This window comes from Psychrobacter sp. 72-O-c (assembly GCF_904846605.1).
In the GTDB taxonomy this organism is placed as follows: domain Bacteria; phylum Pseudomonadota; class Gammaproteobacteria; order Pseudomonadales; family Moraxellaceae; genus Psychrobacter.
Window position 1 is genome coordinate 33,822 of sequence record NZ_CAJHBI010000004.1, and the last position, 22,035, is coordinate 55,856.

A 22,035-nucleotide genomic window follows, 5' to 3' on the forward strand; every position below is an offset into this window, starting at 1 on the left:
AGCTAACAATCAAAAGCTAATAGTGAAATAATAAAATTAATTTAACTTAGTTGCTGTTTATATTGATGCGCCGTCATGGTAACTATTCATAGCGCGCAACCCATTGACCTTAAAGGACACGCCATGCGATTGTTGACTGCCGTCGATCAAATATTCTTACTTCTTGAGTCGCGTAAGCAGCCCATGCACGTTGGTGGTTTATTCTTATTTGAGTTACCAAAAGAGGCACAAGGCGCGAATAGCGATTTTGTTTATCAGTTGGTTCAGCAGATGCAAACATCTACGGTGCCGCCCAGCTTTCCCTTTAATCAAGTGCTTGAGCATTTACTATTTTGGAAACAGGATGAGGACTTTGATGTTGAGCATCACTTTCGTCATGTCGCTCTACCCAAGCCGGCACGCGTCCGCGAGCTGCTCATGTATATCTCAAAAGAACACAGCCGTCTGCTAGATCGGGCCATGCCATTATGGGAATGTCAAGTCATTGAAGGCATTCGTCCAGAAACTGAAAACAGTCCTGAACGTTTTGCGTTGTACTTTAAAATTCATCATTCTTTGGTCGATGGTATTGCTGCCATGCGCCTTGTCCAAAAATCTCTATCACAGTCGCCAACTGAGCCGATGACTCTGCCCGTCTGGTCACTAATGACGCGTCACCGTAACCAAGTTGATGCCTTAATTCCGAAGGGACGCTCTATCAGGCGTATCATCAAAGAGCAACTGTCTACCATTAAGCCGGTATTTACTGAGCTGCTAGATAATATCAAGCATAATGGCGATGACGATTATGTTGGTACTTTTGATGCACCGATGACTATTTTCAATAAGCGCATCTCAGCTTCACGGCGGATAGCCGCGCAATCTTATGACATGCAGCGCTTTCGTAATGTTGCAGATAGGCTTGATGTCAGTATCAATGATGTGATTCTTGCGGTCTGTTCAGGCGCTATACGTCGTTATTTAATGGAAATGGACGCTTTACCAAGTAAACCACTGATTGCGTTTGTGCCCATCTCACTACGCAGTGATGACAGTGCAACGGGCAATCAAATATCATTTTTATTGGCCAATTTAGGGACCCATTCAAACGATCCTATGCGCAGATTACAGCTGATTAACCGCAGTATGAATAGTGGTAAACGCCGCTTTGGTCGGATGAATCAAGCGCAGGTGATTAACTATAGTGCTATTGCCTATGCGTGGGAAGGTCTGAACCTTTTGACTGGTTTGTATCCAAAAAAACAAGCATTCAACCTGATTATCTCTAACGTACCCGGTGCTAAAAAGCCGTTATATTGGAATGGCGCACCGCTGAAAGCCTTGTATCCTGCTTCTATCATATTTAATGGACAGGGTATGAACATCACGCTTGCCAGCTATTTAGATAAGGTTGAATTTTGTATCACTGCTTGTAGTAAATTACTACCGCACGTACAGGATATGCTGACGCTAATTGATGAAGAATTGACCGTGTTAGAAAATGTTAGTGAAGAGAAACATCTGGGCTTACGTGAATGATTCCAATTGTTATTAATTTTTAATAGTCAATAAAAGAAGCTCAACAAAAAAGCTGATCCCATAATGGAGTCAGCTTTTTTTAATAGCAAATTTTTAATAGCTGTAATTTTATGAAGTTGATGCTTAAAACGCATCACCCCATGTCGGTACGACAATTTGCATCAGTGGTTTTAATAATTTTACATTACAGGCAAAGATAGAGCCGGACGTCATCGAGTCATGGGTACCTTTATGATCAACCACCACACCGCGCGCTTCGGTAACAATCAACTCACCGGCAGCGATATCCCACGGCTTAATAGACATCTCAAAGTAACCATCAAAACGACCGGCAGCCACGTAGCACAAATCTAGTGCTGCTGACCCTAAACGGCGAATTTGTCCGCCCGCTTCGCTGACCTTTTGTAAGCTTTCAAAATGCTCTTTAGCATAGGAGATAACTTCGCCATTACGTTTACGCTCAAGCGGATGGCCAGTCGTGAATAAGCCACCGTCAAGAGTTTTGCGCTCGCTCACTTGCATACGACGATTGTTTAAACGCGCGCCTTTACCACGGCTGGCAGAGAACATTTCATCACGAACAGGATCATAGACCACCCCATGTTGAGTGACACCTTTATGCTGTACCGCAATCGATACACAGAACTGCGGCACACCGTGAACGAAGTTTTTGGTGCCATCTAGCGGATCAATAATCCAGCACCAGTCAGCCTCTTCGCCGCGACCTTCTTGCATACCAAATTCTTCACCCAAAAATGAATGATTGGGATAGCTGGCTTTTAGGGTCTCTATGGTCAACTCTTCGCTAAAGCGATCGATACGCGTGACCAGCCCATCAAGCCCTTTTGACTCAATATCCAGCTCAATTTTGTGGCGGTTTTCATGTGCGTATAAAATCTCTTTACCAACTTTTTCTGCAGTACGCGCTGCGATGACGACCATGGGTTCCATAAATAACCTATCTACTTAATGAATGAATAAAACGAATGAATAATGCTAATTTTGTGTCCACAACATGCCAATTAGCCGCTGTATCACACCATCTTTATGTAATCTTAAAAATAGTAACCACATTATACTAAAAATACTTAGTAACAATGAAAAAAACCGTCATGCTCGCCAAACCAACCATCATCATTGGTCGTCGTCACAAACTGCGCAAGTTGTAAAACAATCAGCACCTACGGCAAGCAGGCGTTACTTCCATCAAACTTCTATTAAAACCACATTAAAACCAACTTAAAGCTGGCTTAAATCTATTCTTTAACAATTTTTTAAACTTTATGCACTTACTTAGAACAGCTTTAAGACAATAACCGATGCAGTTGCGTAACCACACCCGTGACATCTAAACCGCAATCGGCTAATTGTTCTAATTGTGAGCCGTGCGCAATGAAACGATCAGCAATACCGATATTACAAATGGCCGGACGGTTCCTTTTGAAGGCAGAGGAGTCATTGAGCAAATACTCGTTTACCGCACTACCCGCACCGCCCATAATCATATGCTCTTCTAAAGTCGCGATATGGGTCACGCCTTGCGTAATTAATGCTTCTAATAGTTCCGTATCTAAGGGCTTTACCCAACGCATATTGACGACTTGTACCTGACAGTCTGTCTTAACGCTAGCATCAGTCATCAATACTTCAGCCGCTCGCCCGGCCGTTGCGACCATCGTACCAAACGCTAATAGCGCTAGTTTAACAGTCGCATTTTCAGAGCCCAATACGGACTCTACCACCGCTTGGCCGACTTTATAAGCTTGTGCAGGACGCTTGATAATCGCGCCAGTACCAGTACCGCGTGGATAGCGTACCGCCGTGCACCCTTGGTATTCATAACAGGTATTGAGCAGCTGATAGCATTCGTTTTCATCTTTGGGCGCAGCAATCAACATATTGGGCACACAACGCAAAAACGCAAAATCAAACACGCCAGCATGAGTCGCCCCATCTTCACCGACTAAGCCCGCCCGATCAATAGCAAACGTCACATCCAGATTTTGTAAGGCAATATCATGAATAAGCTGATCATAACCACGCTGTAAGAATGTCGAGTAGATCGCTACGATTGGCTTAACGCCTTGAGTGGCCATACCACCAGCCAACGTGACTGCATGTTGTTCAGCAATAGCCACATCAAAAAAGCGCGTTGGAAACTGGTGGGCAAACTCAATCATCCCCGAGCCTTCTTCCATAGCGGGAGTAATCGCTAGCAGCTTATCGTCCTGAGCCGCTTTGTCACATAAGAACTGTCCAAACACTTGCGAATATTTTAAGGCAGGCGTGGTTTCTGGCTCATCATCAATAGAAGGATTGTCTTTTATAGAATCGTGCTTATTAATATCTTGATTGACACTGACTTCAGCAGGTAATTTACCGATGGCGTGATAGCCAACCGGATCTACTTCAGCTGGGGAAAATCCTTTACCTTTAGTAGTATAGATATGTACTAACACTGGGCCTGGTATCTGCTTAGCCAAGGATAAGACCCGTAGCAGCTCAGGGATATTATGACCATCAAATGGACCAAAATAAGTGAAGCCAATCGCTTTAAATAAATTGTCTTCTAGCTGCGGGACATCACGTTGCTCTTTATGACGCTTACGTCTATCGAAGCCTTGCATAATCGGACGCTGACGTAATACTGGTGCGCCTGACTCTGAGATATCGACCTGATAGCCTGATTCCCATAGCATTGCTAAATGCCGTGAGAACCCACCAATAGAGCACGATATCGACATGTCGTTGTCATTTAAAATTACTAACAGATCAGCGTCTTGCTGTACGGCATCATTCATGGCCTCAAAAGCCATACCAGCCGTCATAGCGCCATCGCCAATCACACAAGCAACAGTCTGCGCACGACCTTGGTAACGTAGTGCCAAACTCATGCCAAGACCCGCTGAAATTGAGGTCGATGAATGTCCGACACCAAAAGTGTCATAGACAGACTCTATGCGCTCAGGAAAAGCCGTTAAGCCCCCTTTAGCGCGGATAGTTCCCAGCTGATCACGGCGACCCGTCAACACCTTATGAGCATAAGCTTGGTGACCCACATCCCAAACAATCTGATCCTGCGGAGTATCTAACAGATAATGAAGCACAATAGTCAGCTCGACCACACCTAGATTTGCTCCAAAGTGTCCCCCACTTTGTCCCGCTGAATACAATAGAAACAGCCGCAGCTCATTAGCCAAAGTTATTAGCTGAGCGGTTGTGAAGGTCTTAAGGTCAAAAGGCGCGTCAATGTCGTCAAGCAGCGGCGTATGAGGGCGCACGCGTGGAATCATAGCGTACGTCTGTTGCAAACTTGATAGCTGTGCAGCAGAATCAGAGGCTGATGGCGTAGATGACGACGTAGGTGACGACGTAGGTGATGACCAAGACTGTGAAAAAAGAGGTGACTGCTGCATAAACCGTACGATACCTACCAATCTGCTGACAAGATGCTACCTTAACATATCATTATATGCCGTTATCTTATTGATACGGCTGCATTGATAAGATTTGCATCACTATTTATATGATTATTTAGATAATAATTTATATAAGTATTATCTAAATAACCCTCTATATAACCATGAACAACGCTGAATACGCCGTCATAATGAATAATAAATCCCGATATGCTTCCTATAGCGCCGCTAATCATTAACATTGTGCTTAGCTATTATTATAGCTAGTTATTTTGCATCAATATCACAGGCTAATGACGACACAGTAATGTAAGGGCAAAGACTTGTCACTGTATCCGTCAAAATAGTATGGCATAATAGCATTTTTTTTTAATTATCGCTCTAATCATCGTGCGTAGTCTGTGAAATTTGTGTGTTTTTCTCGCAAATTCGATAAGCGTGCTATCCTCACGAACAGGTTATACTAATAACAACTAAGCTATAACACTATAGTTATTGCGACATAGCTATTATAACATGGCTATGCCAAACCCCTCTACCGCCACGATGATCGGCCTATGCAGGACATCAATGTCACATCAATTTATCACCAGTGCCAAATTGCCTACTCGTCACGGCGAGTTTGATATACATATCTTCGAAAATGAAGACGGTCAAGAGCATGTGTTGCTCACGGTCGGTTTACCTGTAGTAGATCACGAGACATCTACCACTATAGCCACTAATAGCAGTGATCGTAAGCTGGCAGAGCATCCTACTCCGCTGGTACGTATTCACTCTGAGTGCTTAACAGGAGATGCTTTTAGTTCGCTAAAATGTGATTGCGGCGCGCAGCTCAATACGGCCATGCAGGCGATACAAGAGACTGGCTGCGGTGCTATTTTATATCTGCGCCAAGAAGGTCGCGGTATTGGACTGACCAATAAGATTCGCGCCTATGCCCTCCAAGATCAAGGTCATGATACCTTAGATGCCAATCTGATGTTAGGGCTGCCAGCTGATGCGCGCACCTATGAGATGTGCGGGCCGATGCTAGCGCATGTCGGCGTTAATGAGGTGCGCCTTATTACCAACAATCCGGACAAAATCGCTTATTTAAACGAGCATGGTATTAAGGTGACTGAACGCGTACCGCTAGTCGTTGGGGTTAATGAGATCAATGCTGGCTACTTAGCAACCAAGCGTGACCGCATGGGCCATTTACTTGATAAAGAGTTTTATACCGAAGCCCATCTCAATAAATAGCTTTATTAATAAACAGCTTTATTAATAAACAGCTTCATTGATAAACAACGCCTTTATTCACATAAATTATTATTATAGATACTTTTATGAGCATACCTAGCATAAATAGCAAAACGACAAACAATAACAGTGACAGCATAACGGATACGGCTATTCCATCTCCGAATGATATCTTGCGTGTGCGTGAGTTTTTAGTGGATTTACAAGCGCGTATCTGTCGAGCGTTAGAAGCACAAGAAGCTGATGGTGGAGGCAGTGCAACCTTTACCCCTGATGACTGGGAACGTCCGGAAGGCGGCGGTGGCCGCTCATGCATTTTGGCAGATGGTGAGATTATTGAAAAAGCAGGGGTTATGTTCAGCCATATTCACGTCCATAATTTACCCGCTTCAGCGACCGCGCGCCATCCTGATATTGCAGGACGCAAAGCGCAAGCTATGGGGGTCTCACTGGTTGTCCATCCCAAAAACCCTAACGTCCCGACCAGTCACGCAAATGTACGCTTATTTGTCGCCGAAGCTGTAGGCGAAGATCCTATTTGGTGGTTCGGTGGCGGCTTTGATCTAACGCCGTTTTATCCAGTATTAGCAGATTGTGTACATTGGCATCAAGTCTGTCACGACCTCTGTGCACCCTTTGGTGATAGCGTCTACCCCGACTTTAAGCAGTGGTGTGATGAATACTTCCATCTGCGCCACCGTGATGAACAGCGCGGTATCGGCGGACTATTTTATGATGATGTCAATACTGATAGCCGTGGCTGGGACTTTGAGACTTGTTTTGAGTTTATGAAAGCGGTCGGCAACGGCTACCTTGACGGTATTACTCCCATTTTTGAGCAGCGTAAAGAAACGCCATATACTGACGAACAACGTGAATTTCAACTCTATCGCCGTGGTCGTTATGTTGAATACAACCTAGTCTATGACCGCGGAACGCTATTTGGGCTACAAAGCAATGGCCGCATTGAGTCTATCTTAGTAAGTATGCCGCCACTTGCCAGCTGGCACTACCGCTTTGAGCCTGAGCCTGATACTCCAGAGTTTGAATTGACCGATTACTATTTAAAACCACAAGACTGGTTGACTTTATAGTCCTTCTTGGCATAATGTTAGTCTAGATATTAAATAACTATTTAAGTATGAATTAACAATATCAATAATTTTTATTAACAATTAGAGGTCAGCTGTAATAGCTGGCCTTTATTTATGTATGTTTTTTTAGTAGATTTAAATGACTTCTAGCTTTTAGCAATTGAGAGTGCAAAATCATAGCCAAATTACTTGATGGATCGTTAATAACACCTAAACTGCTCGTAGCTGAAGTTGCATCACAAAAAATATTATTAATACCACCCGTTTTAAAACCTCAATTTATAAAATTGATAGATAATAGAAACTTAATTTTGGATTAACATTGGTTTATCCGCCTCTTAATAACCAAGTGTAAAGGAGTCTACACATGACACAGGTTCACAATAACAAATCTTTAAAATCTATCCTCGGTATCACTTTGATGACCGCCGCATTGGGTCTAACTGCTTGTAGCACCCCTAATCCTGATGTCAAAGCGCGTCAAGATATGATGAAAAGCTATGGCGATGCGATGGGTGTCATGGGTGATATGGTGAAAGCACCGGATACTTTTGATGCGGCGGTAGTTAAAGAGCAAGCCGCCTTCTTAGCCGAGGATTCCAAAAACCCTTGGAGCCATTTTGAAGACCAAGAAGCCGTTGGTAATGCTACCGAAGCCGTTTGGTCTAATACTGATGACTTCCGAACTAAGTCAGAGAACTTTCAACAAGCGACCGCTGAGCTGAACAATGCTGCACAAACAGCGACTAGCGTTGAAGATTTCAAGCCTGCCTTTGTTGCCGTTGGTAAGAGCTGTAAGTCTTGCCACAATGATTATCAAGTAAAAAAAGAGGACTAATATTGTCTATTGATATTAAAAGTTAAAAAAACCGCCCTGTCATTATGATAGTGGCGGTTTTTTTACTAAGGTGTGTTGGATTCTATTATCAAGCAGGTTTAAAGGCTGGCACTGTTCAATTTAGGTTTCATCAGCGGCAAATAGTACGTTGCGTATCACCGAGCGTGAATCTACTGATCCGCCAAGCGAGCCTGATAGCACACCTACAGACGCCAAAAAGATCACCAGCCGCATATGGGCAGCAAAGGTGGATCCATCCTTATTAGAAGTCCACGTGCTCATTAAAGGATCTGGGAATACAAAGACCACCACGCCATACATCAGCACACCGAACATCAAAAACAGGCAAATGAGGGTCAGTACCAGTGCCAAATAGGTAGCCGCAGCTGTAACTACCGAACTCTCCGACATCTGTCCTTGCCGTGTGGAGATCAACCGAAAAGAAAAGGCGCGATAGAGCACAAAGTTGGCTGCCAAAAAGCTGGCAATCACGAAGACGGCTAATTGTCCAGAGGAGACCGAGGCGGCAAAATCCCATGTCTCTCCGCCAAAGATAAGCACGATAATCACCGAGAGCGCCGTTGCGATCATAGTTGGCATCTTAGTTACGATGCGTAACGGATTGGCACGAATAGCTCCGCGAAAAATGCGTGGCAGGTTACCTAAGATATGGCGTATGATAAAAGTAAGTTTGCTACTCTCATTGCTGCCTTTGGAGTAGCGGTCGTTAGCTTCTCGTGGCAGATTTTCGATCATTTGTTGGTACTGAGCTTTGGTGAAGTGCTGCATACTGTCAAGGTCGCCTGCCAGCTGCACATGAGCCAAATAATTGGTCGACTCCTTCGCATAGTCCAAATTTAGCAGGCGTCCAAAGCAGTGCAGCATTAGGGTCGTCAGCCGTTCGGTACGGATTTTGTCTTGCGATAACTGGTCTTCCCCATAGTCAACCAATCGGCGCGTAGAGATCACAGCTACGTTGGTGAGCTGGGAGGGAAGCGCAAGTAAATAAGACATTGACGCGGCGGCGATCTCCACATCAGTAATAATGAGTACGAAGGCAAGCTTGCGTTCGGTCTTCTCGTTGATACCGATCTGTACAAAATCAAGTGCACTGTAGCCGTTCTCATCAGGAGTAAGGCTAGCTCCTGTAAAGGGAAACGACTCCACCTCAATATTCAGATTCTCACCGACGACTTGGTTGAATTTACTCATAGCAGCCTCGGTCAAATCGTCCAATGTCTTCAAGACATCATCGTTCTCTTCTCCCGCTACCTTTAGCTTCATAATACCAAGAGCGATGCTTCTCTCGCTCATGAACGGGTGCTGCGGCCAAAACGACGGCCTTAAGCCAAACAAACTAATCTACCCCTAGACTATCAACATGAGCAGCTTGTTGCTCATGAATTTGCTTGGCAATTGCCTTTACTGACGGATGACTTAAATCTAAGGTACGTACTGGGAATGGCATATCTATACCAGCAGTATTTAAAGCTTTTTTGAATACAATCGATAATAACCAAAAAATGATGATGACGATTAAAGCTGCCACAAAATACGGAGTACGCTCAATAAAACTGCGTATCAAGTCATTGGCAGTTTCAGTTATCGTTTGATAAGTAAGGGCACCGTCGCTCACTGGATTGACTGCTACTGTTTCATTAGTGGTAGCAGCCATTGCTAAATCTGCCTCAGAGATGGGCATGTATTCGTTGCTCCTTTACCTTTGCTCTTTATCAGCTAAGTTACTCAACAAATCATCCAAGATTCAAAATAAGCTAACCCATCAAATCGGCCTGTACAATTTCGATCCAGTAACCATCAACGTCTTTGATAAAGGCGATATTTTTCATACTACCGTCTTCAGGGCGTTTTTTGAAGGCAACGTCATGACTGTCAAACCAAGCTACAGCAGCATCTAGGTCAGGTACGCTAAAGCAGATATGCCCAAAGCCTTGTGGGTCTTGGTTACCATCATGATAATTGAAGCCATCTTGGGTCTCAGTACCGTAATTATGGGTTAGCTCCAATATACCGCGCTGGCGGAAGGTGTAAATCGCCAAGTCTTCCCCAGCAGGCAAGTTATCACGCTCGCTATCGGTCAACTTCGCTAAGAAATATAAATCAAATCCCATCTCAGGGAATTTTTTTATTGCCAGTAAGGTCATACCCAGTACGCCAGTATAAAATTCTAATGATTTGGCGGGATCTTTTACTCTTAGCATGGTGTGGTTGAAGGTAAAACCACTGGTCTGAGCTGAGATAGGCTGAATACCAGCCGTCTTTACGCTACTATCAGGTTGAGCAGTGGTTGAGTGATTGCTGTTAGATAAAGAATTAGACATAACTGTCCTTATATAAAAGTTTGAGAAATATAGAATTTTAAAAATATACTAGGCCGTGTTGATGACCCTAATGCCGCGCGTATCCGGGACACTACTGTCTTCTCAGCTCATCATAATAAAAAAGTGTGTAGCGGCTGATAAGATTTTGTGAGCGACTCTAATTTATTTATATCAATTAGCTGTCTAAAAAGCGTACCTTGCCTGTCTCTAAATCGTATTCAGCACCGACAATAAGTAGCTGACCACTATTTGATAAGTCCTCTAAAATGCGCGAACCATGCTTAAGCTGACTGACGGACATGCGCACGTTGGCACGGATTGAGCGATCAACAAGTTGATCAGCATCGATATCTTGACCATTGGCAGTAGCCAGTTCGTGCAAGTTATAAACGCTGGGACGAATACGATCGACGATAGATTGCAGATTGGGTGAGTAATGTTGATCAGGATTAATAAGTGCCTCCACACAGGCGGTCACCGCACCGCACTGTGAATGCCCAAGTACCACGACCAATTGGGTACCAAACGCCTCGGCTGCAAATTCGACTGAGCCGATTTGTGATGGTGCTACCACATTACCAGCCACCCGAATGACGAATAAATCGCCTAAGCCTTGATCAAAAACAATCTCCACAGGCACGCGTGCATCAGAGCAGCCTAAGATAATGGCCAAAGGGTCTTGATCTTTGACCAGCTCTGGGCGCTTTTGCATCATCGGATCAGAGTTGTTAAGACTGTCGACATAACGGGTATTACCTTCTTTAAGAAGCTCCAACGCTTCTTGACCTGTCTTTGGGCGCGTATTAGCAGTCATAAGGTGTCCTTGAAGATACTGAGTTATAAAAATAGTAAATGGCTTTAATAATTATTAGGCTAACTCTTTTTGACTAAAAATTTTTAGCCCTAAAATGATTGTATAGGATTCAAAGCGAGAAAATGTTAAAAAATTTACTTTCTCAAGCATTTTTTATACGCGCAGTAGCCTCTTGCTTTCGATAAGAAGCCATACAAATCATGTCAATGACCACGCTATAGCCTGCGTAATTGGTAACGAACTTGCACTAATAGGTAGCGATGGTTTGTTATAATACGCAGCTATTAGACCGCGCTTACACTTATACCAAAGCACTTTTTATACCGCACTACTATCGACAGCCCTATTAAAGCGGTACTGATACTTTGGTATTTTAGGAATTTATCTCATGACTGACTCGCCCGCAAACGTGCCTGCAACCGCTATGCCCTCTCAGGCCAGCTATGGTATTGATAACACTGATACCATCGATACCATCGATACCATGGCTAATGATGTGCTACTACAACTGACGGGGCTAAAAAAAACCTATGATGAGACTGAAGTATTAACAGATATCAATCTGAATATTAAGCGTGGTGAATTTTTGACCCTGCTTGGCCCATCAGGGTGCGGCAAGACTACCTTGCTGCGTTTGATTGCGGGTTTTGAACAGCCAACAGCGGGTGCAATTCATTTAGAAGGCGTACAAATGGCCGGGTTGCCAGCCGATAAGCGGCCGGTAAATACTGTGTTTCAACAGTATGCGCTATTTCCGCATATGACTGTGGCACAAAATGTGGCGTACGGTCTCAAAATTAAAAAAGTCCCAAAAAATGAGATTCAGACGCGCGTCCGCGATATGCTGGCGATGGTACAACTTGAGCATTTAGCCAATCGTAAGCCGCAAGATTTATCCGGCGGTCAGCAGCAGCGGGTCGCTATCGCGCGCGCCGTCATCAACCGTCCTAAATTATTACTACTGGATGAGCCGCTATCGGCGCTCGATCATAAACTGCGTTTGCAAATGCAATCTGAGCTGAAGCGCTTGCAACGTGAGCTTGGCATTACTTTTGTGTTCGTCACTCATGACCAAGAAGAGGCGCTGTCGATGTCGGACCGCATTGCAGTGATGAAAGATGGCAAGTTTCAGCAAATTGGGTCACCTATTGAAATTTATGAAACCCCTGCGAATTTATTTACCGCCAAATTCATCGGTGAAACCAATCTCTTCAAGGCAGAAGTAAAAGGCGTCTATCCCACTCAGCCCGATCGCGATGGACAAGTGACTAATGGGCGTATTGAAGTGGAAGTATGTGAAGCCCAAGCTCAAAGGGGCCCAACCACGTTACGCAACTTGCGCCGTCCTGATTTTGCTAGTGATGTGCAAGTCGGTGATATTGTTAATCTGCTCCTACGCCCCGAAGATCTGCGAATTTATGAAGCTGACGATGATACCCATAGCGGATTACTGGGTCGCGTCATCGAAAGTAACTATAAAGGCAGCACTTTAGACTCTATCATTGAGCTGCATAATGGCCATATCATTAAAGCCTCTGAGTTTTTTGATGAGGACGACCCAAGCTTTGATTATAAGCTGAATGAGGCGGTCAAAGTCTCTTGGGTTGATGGCTGGGAGTGGGTACTGCCGGATGATAACCTTATTAATGATAACCTTATTAATGATAAGACTGACAATGAGTCTAATAGTGGTATTAACATTGGTAAGGCCATTAGCTTGACTGCCCAAAAGGATATAAGCTAATGGCGCGTAAAAACTCCACTCACTTAAGTAATAAAAGCCCTTTTCGTACCGCGACATTGTGGCTGATTTGGGGCTGGCTGCTCCTCTTTGCGCTATTGCCGAATATATTGGTCATTGCGGTCAGCTTTTTGACCCGTGATAGCAGTGAATTTATTAGCTTGCCGGTTAGTATCGATAGCTATCTGCGTATCATTGATCCGCTATACTTTGGTGTATTTATGCATTCATTGTGGATGGCAGGAATCACTACGGTGATTTGCTTAGTGCTCGGCTATCCTTTTGCGTGGCTAGTATCCAAAGCCAAAGCGCGCTGGCAGCCGCTATTAATGATGATGCTAATATTGCCGTTTTGGACCAACTCTCTAGTACGTACCTATGCGCTAAAATTACTATTTGCCAATAATGGCTTAATCAATAAATTTTTGCTGGCCATAGGTGTAATTGATACGCCTATTGATATTTTATATACCCAAGGCGCGGTCATTGCTGGCCTGACTTATTTACTATTTCCATTTATGGTCTTGCCGCTATATGCTGTTTTTACTGATCTACGCAATGATATGCTGCTGGCCTCGCAAGATTTGGGTGCATCAAAAACTCAAACCTTCTGGCATGTGGTATTGCCGCTGACCACACCAGGTATTATCTCAGGCGTACTATTAGTGCTCTTGCCAGCGATGGGCATGTTCTACGTGGCAGATATTTTAGGCGGTTCGCGCAATTTATTGGTTGGTAATATTATCAAAGATCAATTCTTGGATGCGCGTGATTGGCCATTTGGGGCAGCAGCCAGCGTTTTATTGACCCTTGCCATGGCAGTGTTACTACTTGCCTATCGCGCTAGTAGCCGCCGTATTGGCAAGACTGACTTCAGCGAGGTGGCCTGATGTCTGACTCTCATGAAGGCCACATTGTCAAAACCAAACCACCTCATCAGCCTAAAAAAACTAGGCCTACTGTTAAACAGAATATCAAACTTGGAAGTATCGCTGCTAAAAGCTATCTAGGATTTATCTACGCCCTCCTGTACTTGCCAATCATCGTCTTAGTAGTCATGTCCTTTAATAAATCAAAAATTGGCTACAATTGGGGCGGCTTTAGTTTGAGGTGGTATGAGTCGCTATTTAACAACCAAGCGATGCTCGATGCTTTTTGGCATTCGATTTTTTTAGGGTTGGTGGCAGCAACCGTATCAACCTTGATAGGTACGCTGACTGCATTGGCGTTACATCGCTACGATTTTCGCGGTAAAGGTTTATTAAACGGTTTATTATTTGTGCTGATGATGTCGCCTGAGATTGTTCTTGCTATATCCTTGCTCGCACTATTTTTATTAATTGGGCTTCAGTTGGGCTTTGTGTCATTGTTACTAGCACACATTACCTTCTGCTTACCGTTCGTGGTTATCACCGTATTTGCACGTTTAAGTAGTTTAGATGAACGCCTGATGGAAGCTGCGCGGGATTTAGGCGCGAGTGAATCGGCTATGGTACGTACCGTCCTCATTCCGGTTATACTTCCCGCAGTGATGGCTGGCTGGCTGCTGGCATTTACCTTATCACTCGATGATGTGGTAGTGTCCACCTTTGTTACTGGTCCCAGCTATGAGATTCTACCGCTACGTATCTATTCTATGGTGCGTGTGGGACTCAAACCTGAAGTCAATGCTATCGGTACGATTCTACTTGTCGCGTCGCTAATACTGGTTATTATTTCGCAACTGTTATTACGTAGGCGCTAAATACTGGTTATAAGTTTTGAATGAAAATCATCAGGTCATGAATTATACTGAAATTTTCTTCAATATTTACTTAAAATAAGTGGTTAGGTTATTTTATGTTAGAGCTCCGTCATCTTAATACGCTAACTGCGCTACGGGCGCATGGTTCGCTGGCTGCTGCTGCGGATGAGTTACATGTGACCGCCTCTGCGGTCTCGCACCAGTTGAAAGAGCTGGAAAATTACTACGATATCAGTCTGGTCAATCGTCGAACGCGCCCACTGACTTTTACCCCTGCTGGTAAAACGGTACTGGCTCTGGCAGACAGTATCATGCCACAAGTTACCCGCACTAAAGCCAATCTTAAGCGCTTAGCCCACGGGCAAGCAGGCAGATTACGCTTGGCTTCTGAATGTCATAGCTGCTTTGATTGGTTAATGCCGATACTCAATCACTATCGCCGCGAATGGTCAGATGTCGAGCTAGACTTTGCGACTGGTTTTGAGCCTGAACCGCATCATCTATTGCTGGAAGGTGATATTGATTTGCTGATTACTACTAGCAATTTACCAATAGACGGTATCAGCTATCAGCCATTATTCGAGTACGAAAGCCGCTTGGTACTGTCGCCGTTACACGACTTAGCGGCGCATAGTTTTATTCGTCCAGAAGACTTGCGTGACGAGACTTTAATTGCCTATCCGGTAGAAGCTAAGCGTCTTGATATCATCGCCAACTTTATGACCCCAGCGCACGAGACTTTTAAGACCATTCGCACTACTGAGTTGACGGCTATGCTTATCCAATTAGTCGCCAGTGAACGCGGTGTGGCAGCACTCCCCGATTGGGTGGTGGCGGAATATGAGAAGAAAGGTTGGGTGGTATCACGCCCGTTAGGAGATGGTGTCTACTGTCAGTTGTATGCAGCAACGCGTAGCTCAAGTCAAGACACTGCCTATATGCAAGGGTTTGCCAGTTTGTTGGACGGGATAGTGAAGCCGTTATAATCAATGTCTACTGAACTTAGATTTATCTCTATTGCAATAGACATTAGATTACAAAATCAGTTTAAAAAAGTAAAAACCAAGCGCTGTGGCAAGTAGTGTCAGCCCAACATGCAGCCCCACTAACCCCAAACCTGCCATAATCTTGCCTGCACTAACAAAAGTAAACACCTCAACACTAAAGGTACTAAAAGTAGTCAATCCACCTAAAAAACCAGTGATAACAAACAGTCTGACGTTGGGAGACAGACTACTGCCCATCCGCTCAAACCATACTAACGCGAGCCCAATTAGCAGGCCACCTAAAACATTGGCTCCCAGCGTACCCAGCGGTATCCAACTGTGTAGCGGATTAAAGCGCGCCAGCCATGCTCGCAAGCAGGCGCCAATTGCTGCCCCTAAACCGATAGCAAGCCAATGCATAAAGTATCCTTAATTAACAAGAATTTGACAGTCAAAACTAGGGCGTGTTGAACATTCATATTTACACCGCCGGCAACTCGGTCATCGGCCACCGCGGGACGCAAGTGACGGCTAAATCATCACTTTGACCTGCTTGCAAGCGTTGATAACCTGCATACGCAATCATCGCGCCGTTGTCCGTACATAAGGCTGGCGGCGCATAATGTACGGTCGCATTTATTTTTGCTAGCTCAGTCTCAAGAGTCGTACGTAAATGGCTATTGGCACTGACACCGCCAGCAATGACCAGTCGGCTCATATTGACTTGCTTAAGCGCTTTGACGCATTTCTTGACTAAGGTATCGACCATCGCATGCTGAAAGCTTGCCGCTATATCAGCACGTACTTGTGGGTCGCTATCGGAGCCATTCCCTGAGCCCCCTGAACCATCGGTATCCTTAATGAGATTATGTACGGCGGTCTTCATGCCGCTAAATGAAAAATCTAAACCGCGGTGCAGCATCGGACGTGGTAGCGAGTAAGCGTTTGGATTACCAGTTTCGGCAAGCTTGGCAATATTGGGGCCGCCTGGGTACTCTAGGCCTAGCATTTTGGCAGCCTTATCAAAGCACTCCCCTGCCGCATCGTCTATCGATTCGCCCAGTATTTCGTATTGTCCAATCCCATGCGCGGCAATAAGTAAGGTATGGCCGCCTGAAACTAACAAGGAGACAAAGGGAAATGCTGGCGGATTAGCGCCCATCAGTGGTGCTAATAAATGCCCTTCCATATGATGAATACCAATTGCCGGAACCTCTAACCCATACGCCAAACTACGACCAAATAATGCACCAGTCATCAATGCCCCAATCAACCCTGGGCCTTTGGTATAGGCAATGGCATCAATGTCATTTTTACTGATGCCGCATTGATCTAATAGCTCATGAAATAGAGGCACCAGCTTCCGAATATGATCGCGACTGGCAAGCTCTGGCACTACCCCGCCATAAACAGCGTGCAGCTCAATTTGTGAATACAGCACTTGTCCAAGTAAACCTTGCTGCCCATTATCACTGTCGCTATCTATCAGCTCACTATCAAAAATTGCCAGACCAGTCTCATCACAAGAGGTCTCCAAACCCAATACTTTCATGCTATTGCCTTTAACCGTTATTACTATCATTGTTTACAGAGTTGTTTTTGCGCATAAAAACTTGCGCATAGAGACTTGCGCACAAAAAACCGCCATTATTAACCACAATGACGGTTAGTTTAACAAACTTCAATACCTAATATTAGCTGGCGGTTATCAGCTTACCGCTTCTAGCATATAATCAACGGCCGCATGAACTTGGGCTTCGCTAACATTATCATTGACTTGTGCCGGCATTTTGTTAAAACCTTGGGCAGAGTGCACATATAGCGTCTCTCTGTCTTTGGTAATACGTGTACTCCACGCGGCCGTGTCACCGTATTTTGGCGCATTAAGCAGTCCATTTTGATGGCAGACTTTACACTGAGCTTCATACAGTTTAGCACCTGCATCGGCAGCTAATACTTCAGGTTCAGCAGCACTAACTACTTCTACAGCATCCACAGAGGTTTCGGCAGGCGCAGGAGTTTCATCAACAGGTTCTATAACTTCAACTGGCTCAGCTTCAGGTATTTCTTCTACGACTGCAGTCTCGACTTCAGTGATAGGAGCAGTGCTATCGACAGCCTCATCAGTAGCGGCCGTATTGTCACCACTACTACAGCCGCTAATGGTTAGTAAGGCGCTAACACCTAAGGCAGACAATACCAATCTACCGACTGATCTTTTATTCGTAACTGATTGTTTAATAATCATACTCACACCTCTACCTAATAATTTATGTTGGTGACTGCTAGTTAAATACTACTTGTCAACGCTGTAACAGGCTTATAAGGGTTTGTAGATAGCTTATCAGTTTGTAGTAGACTGGACTTCAACCCTATTAGCTGGCAGCTGCTACCATATAGTCAACCGCTGCATGAACTTGCTCTTCAGTGACTTCTGCATTTACCTGCGCGTTCATCTGATTGAAACCATTTGCTGCATGCGTATACAAGGTTTCTTTACCCTTTGCAATACGTGGAGCCCAAGCGGCCGCATCACCATATTTTGGAGCATTTAACAAACCGTTTTGATGACAAGCCACACACTGTTTGTTATAGAGTTGAGCACCGACATTAACGGCAAGATCTTCAGGCACAGCAGCAACGGTAGTCTCTGCGGGTGCAGCTCCTGCAGTATCAGTCGCAGCTGGCATATCTGCAGCGGCGGTGATAGTAGCATCTCCAGCAGCGGTTACCATCGGAGCAGTTTCTGCAAACTCCATATCTTCGGGTTCAGGAGCATTTTTACGGGCAAGTTCAGCGGCATCCTCGACCCGATCGATTGCATAGACTTCCTCTTCGTCATGACTGCTGCAGGCGCTAACACTGACGCCCAAAGTGACGATTAGCGCCATACTTAATGCTGACTTTAATGACGTGTTTAGTACCGTTTTCTTCATCCTAATTTCCTCAATAAAATTGACGTAAAAGCGTGTTACTGCTTCCTACGAGGCTGAAATTATCATAGCACAAACTCAGTCTAAAACGTTATAGCCGGTAAGGGTTTTTTGTCTGCATGTATTGTCTGTTTATTAAGAATGTTATTGGGGAAAATAGAAATACTAGCCAGAGAAACAAGTGAATAAGCAGTATTAAGGCATTACCGCTACTCATCACAATTCTACATAGATACCCTAAAGGCTTTGACTTTACTCACATTTTTGATTAAAATACTTGCCCTTGTGCTATAGCGCAAGATCATCCTAGTTTGAGCTGATGTCTGTAATCTTGAGATATTACGGCTAAATACTAATACACAGCCAAACTAATGCCATTATATCTCATCCTCAAAAGGAGTCTTCATGCCTGCAGTTAAGGTTAAAGAAAACGAACCAGTTGATATCGCTATTCGCCGTTTTAAGCGTGCTTGTGAAAAAGCCGGCGTCCTATCAGACGTGCGTAAGCGTGAGTTTTATGAAAAACCAACGCAAGTGCGTAAGCGTAAAAAAGCCGCTGCCGTGAAGCGTTATAAAAAGAAATTACAACGCGAAACGATTCGTACAACTCGTATGTACTAATAAGTTATTATTCGCACTGATATACCAGCGCCACTGCTATCTAATGATATCAGTGGCGTTTTTTATGCTACAATTTTTATCATTACTCTTCATTTTAATGCTTTATTTGAGTAAGTTTTGCGTGGTTAAATGCTATTGTTACAGTATATATCGCTGGGTCATCTACTTTATCAAACAGCCATTTTTTTATTATAATCATTTCATTGTATAAGGAATAATAACGATCATGAGCCAACTCAAACAAAACTTAGCAGACAATATTATAGCGTCTATGAAAGCTCGCAAGCTTGAGCGCGTTAAAGTATTGCGTAACGTGCAAGCGGTGATCAAACAGATCGAGATTGACCGTCGCATAGAACTCGATGATGCTGATGTCTTAGAAGTACTACAAAAACAATTGAAACAGCGCCAAGAGTCATTGACTATCTTTACTGAAAATAACCGTGATGACTTAGCGACTAAAGAGCAGTTTGAGATTGATATTATTAATGAGTTTATGCCCAAGCAAATGGATGATGCTGAGCTTTCAGCATTGGTTAATGCTGAGATTGCGGCACAAGGCGCAACCTCAATGCGTGATATGGGCAGTGTTATGGGCGTGCTAAAAAATAAAACCGCTGGCCGGGCTGATCCCGCGCTGATATCCACGCTAGTCAAGCAAGCACTACAAGGTTAAATATTTTAGCGACTCACTATAGTTAGTACAGTTTAAAAACCACACAGTGCTACTGGAATCTAATTGTAGAACGTCAGTAGCTTGAAAACTTAAGTCCTTAAAGTATAGAAGTTCTTAGAACTAAAAGTTCTCAGAATATAAAAATAATCGCCTAAGGCTTATAATCTTTGGCGGTTTTTACCGCTTTAATTTCTGCGGTAATATTTGCTAACAACGGACGAGCGCTATTGGCTTGTGCAGTAGTTTGCATCTGTTCAGTTAGCTGTTTTGCTTGGGTAAGTGATGTGAGCGCAGCATCGTAATGCCCACTCCATAGCTGGTCGTGGCTGCGATAGCGTAGCGCATTAATAGTGGCGATGTTCGCTAGTTGCGGTGAAGTGGTCGTCTTGGCCAATTTTTCATTGGCTAATTGTAAGCTTTGCCAAGCATAACGGTCGCTTGACTGCTGCTCGGTTAATGGTTTTAGCAATACTTGCGCTTGGGTCGGCTGATTGCTATTGGTTAGTGCCTCTGCTAAATACAAGCGCAAATCGCGGCGTTCGGGATAGAGACGTTGCTGTCCCTCTAATACCTCAGCAGCTTGCTTCCATTTACCTTGCTCACTAAGTATCTGGCTATGAGTGATGGATAATAACGGCTCTAACGCCTGTCGCTGCGCGTTTGGCAAGCCAGTAAGCTCGGTCATAATATCATTAGCATCGTCAAAGCGCTGTTGCTCGCCATACCAATGCATCAGCGCAACTTTGGCACCTAAGCTATTGTTCGCTGCGGTGGTCAGTGCCGTTTGCGAGACATGTTTACCGGTACTTTGTACCCGCCAGTAGAGCAAGTCAAAAAGCGCTTGATACCGCTGCTGCTCGCTCAATGACAACGATGGATAGCGCTGGGCACGACTTTGCGCTTCACTTAAGCGCTCATTACTCAGGGGATGGGAGCGCACAAAGCTTGGCAAAAACCGATTTTCAACTTGGTTAAGCTGACTTCGTTTATTCATCGTGGCAAAGAAACGTGGCATCGCCCGTGGATCATAGCCAGCTTGGGTCATAATTTGCATACCTACCCGATCAGCCTCACGCTCGTTATTACGGCTAAAAGCCATGCTGCTATTCATAGCTGCCGTTTGGCTACCCATCATGACTGCCGCTGCTGCATCTCCATCAACTGCTGATGCAGCAATCGCTGCTAGCATGCCGCCTATTTGCAGTAATAAGGCCTGTCGACGTTCATCGGCGCTACTTTCATAATGTCGTTGGCTGATATGCGCGACCTCATGCGCCACTACGCTTGACAGCTCATCCATACTGCTTGCAGCCAATATTGTCCCCGTGTTGATACCAATGACTCCGCCCGGTGCTGCAAACGCATTAATGCTAGGATTGTCAATAATGACTACTGCTAGTGGTGCCTGCTGCCGCACTTGGGCATTAAGTCGCCAAGTCATCTGTTTTATCGTTTCTTGAATCCACGGGTCATGCTCCATCTTTACGCGACCATTGATATTTTGTAGCGACCATTCGCCAGTTAGCTTGCTTTGGTACTGCTCATCGAAGCTCAGCCCCTGCCCGCGCAAACTAGGTAATGCTAATTCCTCTGAATCTGATGACTGCCATGAACCATAAGTTGGTTGGTTTGCTAATGGCATCGGTTTTAAGGCTAGGGGTTGCGATGACATCGGCTTCGACAACATCGGTTGCGATAGGAAAGGTGCAGCGTGGCTATGATTGCTCGTTAATACTGCAGCCGCTAATAACACTGCTGGCAACCCAGCTAATAGCCCCGCTGAAAGTCTTGTTTTTAGACTGATTGGTAAACTGACTGGCAGACCAACTAATGGCAACACGAATAGCCGCTTCTTATCTGGTTGATATAAAGGCGATACCTTATTGCTTAAACACTTATTATTTGAGTGTGTGTTCTTTATGGACTGACTATTGAAATAGTACAATGGCGCATCCTATTCGATTAATTATGACGTCGATTTCGACTATACGAGCTTGTTCCTATGAGGTCAATTTTGCTTTTAGTTTAACTACCAATATCTAAGGGGTGCGTCACCTTTGTGCA

The 22,035-nt window shown here is 44.5% G+C and carries 21 protein-coding genes; 10 read left to right on the plus strand and 11 right to left on the minus strand.

Features of this window, described 5'->3' with window-relative positions:
* Positions 1 to 123: 123 nt before the first annotated feature.
* Positions 124 to 1,518, plus strand: a complete 1,395-nt coding sequence (locus tag JMX97_RS01960; RefSeq protein WP_201554655.1) for a WS/DGAT/MGAT family O-acyltransferase — start codon at positions 124 to 126, stop codon at positions 1,516 to 1,518.
* 123 nt (positions 1,519 to 1,641) lie between these two features.
* On the opposite strand, the gene JMX97_RS01965 is transcribed toward JMX97_RS01960, so the two are convergent.
* Both JMX97_RS01965 and dxs read right to left on the minus strand, forming a co-directional pair.
* Positions 1,642 to 2,469, minus strand: a complete 828-nt coding sequence (locus JMX97_RS01965) for an inositol monophosphatase family protein (RefSeq protein WP_201554657.1) — start codon at positions 2,467 to 2,469, stop codon at positions 1,642 to 1,644.
* A 353-nt stretch (positions 2,470 to 2,822) separates the two neighbouring features.
* Positions 2,823 to 4,934: a 1-deoxy-D-xylulose-5-phosphate synthase gene (gene dxs, locus JMX97_RS01970; RefSeq protein ID WP_201554659.1), complete on the minus strand. Its 2,112-nt coding sequence runs from the start codon at positions 4,932 to 4,934 to the stop codon at positions 2,823 to 2,825.
* Positions 4,935 to 5,507: 573 nt separating this feature from the next.
* Here dxs and ribA point away from each other — a divergent pair.
* The 3 genes from ribA to JMX97_RS01985 all read left to right on the plus strand — a co-directional run bounded on the left by ribA (position 5,508) and on the right by JMX97_RS01985 (position 8,114).
* The gene (gene ribA, locus JMX97_RS01975) at positions 5,508 to 6,182 is read left to right on the plus strand and encodes a GTP cyclohydrolase II (RefSeq protein ID WP_201554661.1); all 675 of its coding nucleotides are present in this window, start codon (positions 5,508 to 5,510) and stop codon (positions 6,180 to 6,182) included.
* 86 nt (positions 6,183 to 6,268) lie between these two features.
* A complete protein-coding gene (gene hemF, locus JMX97_RS01980; RefSeq protein WP_201554663.1) occupies positions 6,269 to 7,276 on the plus strand; it encodes an oxygen-dependent coproporphyrinogen oxidase in 1,008 nt (335 codons plus the stop codon).
* A gap of 367 nt (positions 7,277 to 7,643) precedes the next feature.
* Positions 7,644 to 8,114: a c-type cytochrome gene (locus JMX97_RS01985; protein ID WP_201554665.1), complete on the plus strand. Its 471-nt coding sequence runs from the start codon at positions 7,644 to 7,646 to the stop codon at positions 8,112 to 8,114.
* Positions 8,115 to 8,234: 120 nt separating this feature from the next.
* Here JMX97_RS01985 and JMX97_RS01990 read toward each other — a convergent pair whose 3' ends face one another.
* From JMX97_RS01990 to JMX97_RS02005, 4 genes are all read right to left on the minus strand, one after another.
* Positions 8,235 to 9,428, minus strand: a complete 1,194-nt coding sequence (locus JMX97_RS01990) for a hypothetical protein (RefSeq protein WP_201554667.1) — start codon at positions 9,426 to 9,428, stop codon at positions 8,235 to 8,237.
* Between the two features lie 43 nt (positions 9,429 to 9,471).
* Positions 9,472 to 9,816: a hypothetical protein gene (locus tag JMX97_RS01995; RefSeq protein WP_201554669.1), complete on the minus strand. Its 345-nt coding sequence runs from the start codon at positions 9,814 to 9,816 to the stop codon at positions 9,472 to 9,474.
* A 73-nt stretch (positions 9,817 to 9,889) separates the two neighbouring features.
* The gene (gene gloA, locus JMX97_RS02000; RefSeq protein ID WP_201554671.1) at positions 9,890 to 10,456 is read right to left on the minus strand and encodes a lactoylglutathione lyase; all 567 of its coding nucleotides are present in this window, start codon (positions 10,454 to 10,456) and stop codon (positions 9,890 to 9,892) included.
* A gap of 175 nt (positions 10,457 to 10,631) precedes the next feature.
* Positions 10,632 to 11,270 carry a carbonic anhydrase gene (locus JMX97_RS02005; RefSeq protein ID WP_201554673.1) on the minus strand — a complete coding sequence of 213 codons (639 nt, stop codon included), beginning with the start codon at positions 11,268 to 11,270 and terminating at the stop codon, positions 10,632 to 10,634.
* 484 nt (positions 11,271 to 11,754) lie between these two features.
* Between JMX97_RS02005 and potA the strand changes: the two genes are divergently transcribed.
* The 4 genes from potA to JMX97_RS02025 all read left to right on the plus strand — a co-directional run bounded on the left by potA (position 11,755) and on the right by JMX97_RS02025 (position 15,741).
* Entirely contained in the window at positions 11,755 to 13,014 is a 1,260-nt protein-coding gene (gene potA, locus JMX97_RS02010; RefSeq protein ID WP_201554906.1) for a spermidine/putrescine ABC transporter ATP-binding protein PotA, read from the plus strand.
* Positions 13,014 to 13,901: a spermidine/putrescine ABC transporter permease PotB gene (gene potB, locus JMX97_RS02015; RefSeq protein ID WP_201554682.1), complete on the plus strand. Its 888-nt coding sequence runs from the start codon at positions 13,014 to 13,016 to the stop codon at positions 13,899 to 13,901. The genes potA and potB overlap by 1 nt, the downstream gene beginning before the upstream one ends.
* Positions 13,901 to 14,755: a spermidine/putrescine ABC transporter permease PotC gene (gene potC / locus JMX97_RS02020; RefSeq protein ID WP_227671405.1), complete on the plus strand. Its 855-nt coding sequence runs from the start codon at positions 13,901 to 13,903 to the stop codon at positions 14,753 to 14,755. The genes potB and potC overlap by 1 nt, the downstream gene beginning before the upstream one ends.
* Positions 14,756 to 14,850: 95 nt before the next feature.
* Positions 14,851 to 15,741, plus strand: a complete 891-nt coding sequence (locus JMX97_RS02025; protein ID WP_201554684.1) for a LysR family transcriptional regulator — start codon at positions 14,851 to 14,853, stop codon at positions 15,739 to 15,741.
* Positions 15,742 to 15,789: 48 nt separating this feature from the next.
* On the opposite strand, the gene JMX97_RS02030 is transcribed toward JMX97_RS02025, so the two are convergent.
* The 4 genes from JMX97_RS02030 to JMX97_RS02045 all read right to left on the minus strand — a co-directional run bounded on the left by JMX97_RS02030 (position 15,790) and on the right by JMX97_RS02045 (position 18,677).
* Positions 15,790 to 16,161 carry a CrcB family protein gene (locus JMX97_RS02030; RefSeq protein WP_201554692.1) on the minus strand — a complete coding sequence of 124 codons (372 nt, stop codon included), beginning with the start codon at positions 16,159 to 16,161 and terminating at the stop codon, positions 15,790 to 15,792.
* A gap of 61 nt (positions 16,162 to 16,222) precedes the next feature.
* Complete coding sequence (gene tsaD, locus JMX97_RS02035) at positions 16,223 to 17,293, minus strand: tRNA (adenosine(37)-N6)-threonylcarbamoyltransferase complex transferase subunit TsaD (RefSeq protein ID WP_201554699.1); 1,071 nt, start codon at positions 17,291 to 17,293, stop codon at positions 16,223 to 16,225.
* A 156-nt stretch (positions 17,294 to 17,449) separates the two neighbouring features.
* The gene (locus JMX97_RS02040) at positions 17,450 to 17,989 is read right to left on the minus strand and encodes a c-type cytochrome (RefSeq protein WP_201554701.1); all 540 of its coding nucleotides are present in this window, start codon (positions 17,987 to 17,989) and stop codon (positions 17,450 to 17,452) included.
* A gap of 127 nt (positions 17,990 to 18,116) precedes the next feature.
* Positions 18,117 to 18,677: a c-type cytochrome gene (locus tag JMX97_RS02045; protein WP_227671404.1), complete on the minus strand. Its 561-nt coding sequence runs from the start codon at positions 18,675 to 18,677 to the stop codon at positions 18,117 to 18,119.
* Between the two features lie 402 nt (positions 18,678 to 19,079).
* On the opposite strand from JMX97_RS02045, the gene rpsU reads away from it, so the two are divergent.
* Together rpsU and JMX97_RS02055 are read left to right on the plus strand one after the other, a co-directional pair.
* On the plus strand, positions 19,080 to 19,295 hold the full coding sequence (gene rpsU / locus JMX97_RS02050; RefSeq protein ID WP_010195908.1) for a 30S ribosomal protein S21: 216 nt from the start codon (positions 19,080 to 19,082) through the stop codon (positions 19,293 to 19,295).
* 226 nt (positions 19,296 to 19,521) lie between these two features.
* Entirely contained in the window at positions 19,522 to 19,971 is a 450-nt protein-coding gene (locus tag JMX97_RS02055) for a GatB/YqeY domain-containing protein (RefSeq protein ID WP_201554703.1), read from the plus strand.
* A gap of 151 nt (positions 19,972 to 20,122) precedes the next feature.
* Here the strand turns inward: JMX97_RS02055 and JMX97_RS02060 are convergent, their stop codons facing one another.
* A complete protein-coding gene (locus JMX97_RS02060; protein ID WP_227671403.1) occupies positions 20,123 to 21,811 on the minus strand; it encodes a M48 family metalloprotease in 1,689 nt (562 codons plus the stop codon).
* Positions 21,812 to 22,035 lie beyond the last annotated feature (224 nt).

Bases quoted from the DNA above. Each gene is read 5' to 3' on its own strand.
- JMX97_RS01960 (WP_201554655.1), top strand. From the start codon at position 124: ATGCGATTGTTGACTGCCGTCGATCAAATATTCTTACTTCTTGAGTCG.
- JMX97_RS01965 (WP_201554657.1), bottom strand. From the start codon at position 2,469: ATGGAACCCATGGTCGTCATCGCAGCGCGTACTGCAGAAAAAGTTGGT.
- dxs (WP_201554659.1), bottom strand. From the start codon at position 4,934: ATGCAGCAGTCACCTCTTTTTTCACAGTCTTGGTCATCACCTACGTCG.
- ribA (WP_201554661.1), top strand. From the start codon at position 5,508: ATGTCACATCAATTTATCACCAGTGCCAAATTGCCTACTCGTCACGGC.
- hemF (WP_201554663.1), top strand. From the start codon at position 6,269: ATGAGCATACCTAGCATAAATAGCAAAACGACAAACAATAACAGTGAC.
- JMX97_RS01985 (WP_201554665.1), top strand. From the start codon at position 7,644: ATGACACAGGTTCACAATAACAAATCTTTAAAATCTATCCTCGGTATC.
- JMX97_RS01990 (WP_201554667.1), bottom strand. From the start codon at position 9,428: ATGAGCGAGAGAAGCATCGCTCTTGGTATTATGAAGCTAAAGGTAGCG.
- JMX97_RS01995 (WP_201554669.1), bottom strand. From the start codon at position 9,816: ATGCCCATCTCTGAGGCAGATTTAGCAATGGCTGCTACCACTAATGAA.
- gloA (WP_201554671.1), bottom strand. From the start codon at position 10,456: ATGTCTAATTCTTTATCTAACAGCAATCACTCAACCACTGCTCAACCT.
- JMX97_RS02005 (WP_201554673.1), bottom strand. From the start codon at position 11,270: ATGACTGCTAATACGCGCCCAAAGACAGGTCAAGAAGCGTTGGAGCTT.
- potA (WP_201554906.1), top strand. From the start codon at position 11,755: ATGGCTAATGATGTGCTACTACAACTGACGGGGCTAAAAAAAACCTAT.
- potB (WP_201554682.1), top strand. From the start codon at position 13,014: ATGGCGCGTAAAAACTCCACTCACTTAAGTAATAAAAGCCCTTTTCGT.
- potC (WP_227671405.1), top strand. From the start codon at position 13,901: ATGTCTGACTCTCATGAAGGCCACATTGTCAAAACCAAACCACCTCAT.
- JMX97_RS02025 (WP_201554684.1), top strand. From the start codon at position 14,851: ATGTTAGAGCTCCGTCATCTTAATACGCTAACTGCGCTACGGGCGCAT.
- JMX97_RS02030 (WP_201554692.1), bottom strand. From the start codon at position 16,161: ATGCATTGGCTTGCTATCGGTTTAGGGGCAGCAATTGGCGCCTGCTTG.
- tsaD (WP_201554699.1), bottom strand. From the start codon at position 17,293: ATGAAAGTATTGGGTTTGGAGACCTCTTGTGATGAGACTGGTCTGGCA.
- JMX97_RS02040 (WP_201554701.1), bottom strand. From the start codon at position 17,989: ATGATTATTAAACAATCAGTTACGAATAAAAGATCAGTCGGTAGATTG.
- JMX97_RS02045 (WP_227671404.1), bottom strand. From the start codon at position 18,677: ATGAAGAAAACGGTACTAAACACGTCATTAAAGTCAGCATTAAGTATG.
- rpsU (WP_010195908.1), top strand. From the start codon at position 19,080: ATGCCTGCAGTTAAGGTTAAAGAAAACGAACCAGTTGATATCGCTATT.
- JMX97_RS02055 (WP_201554703.1), top strand. From the start codon at position 19,522: ATGAGCCAACTCAAACAAAACTTAGCAGACAATATTATAGCGTCTATG.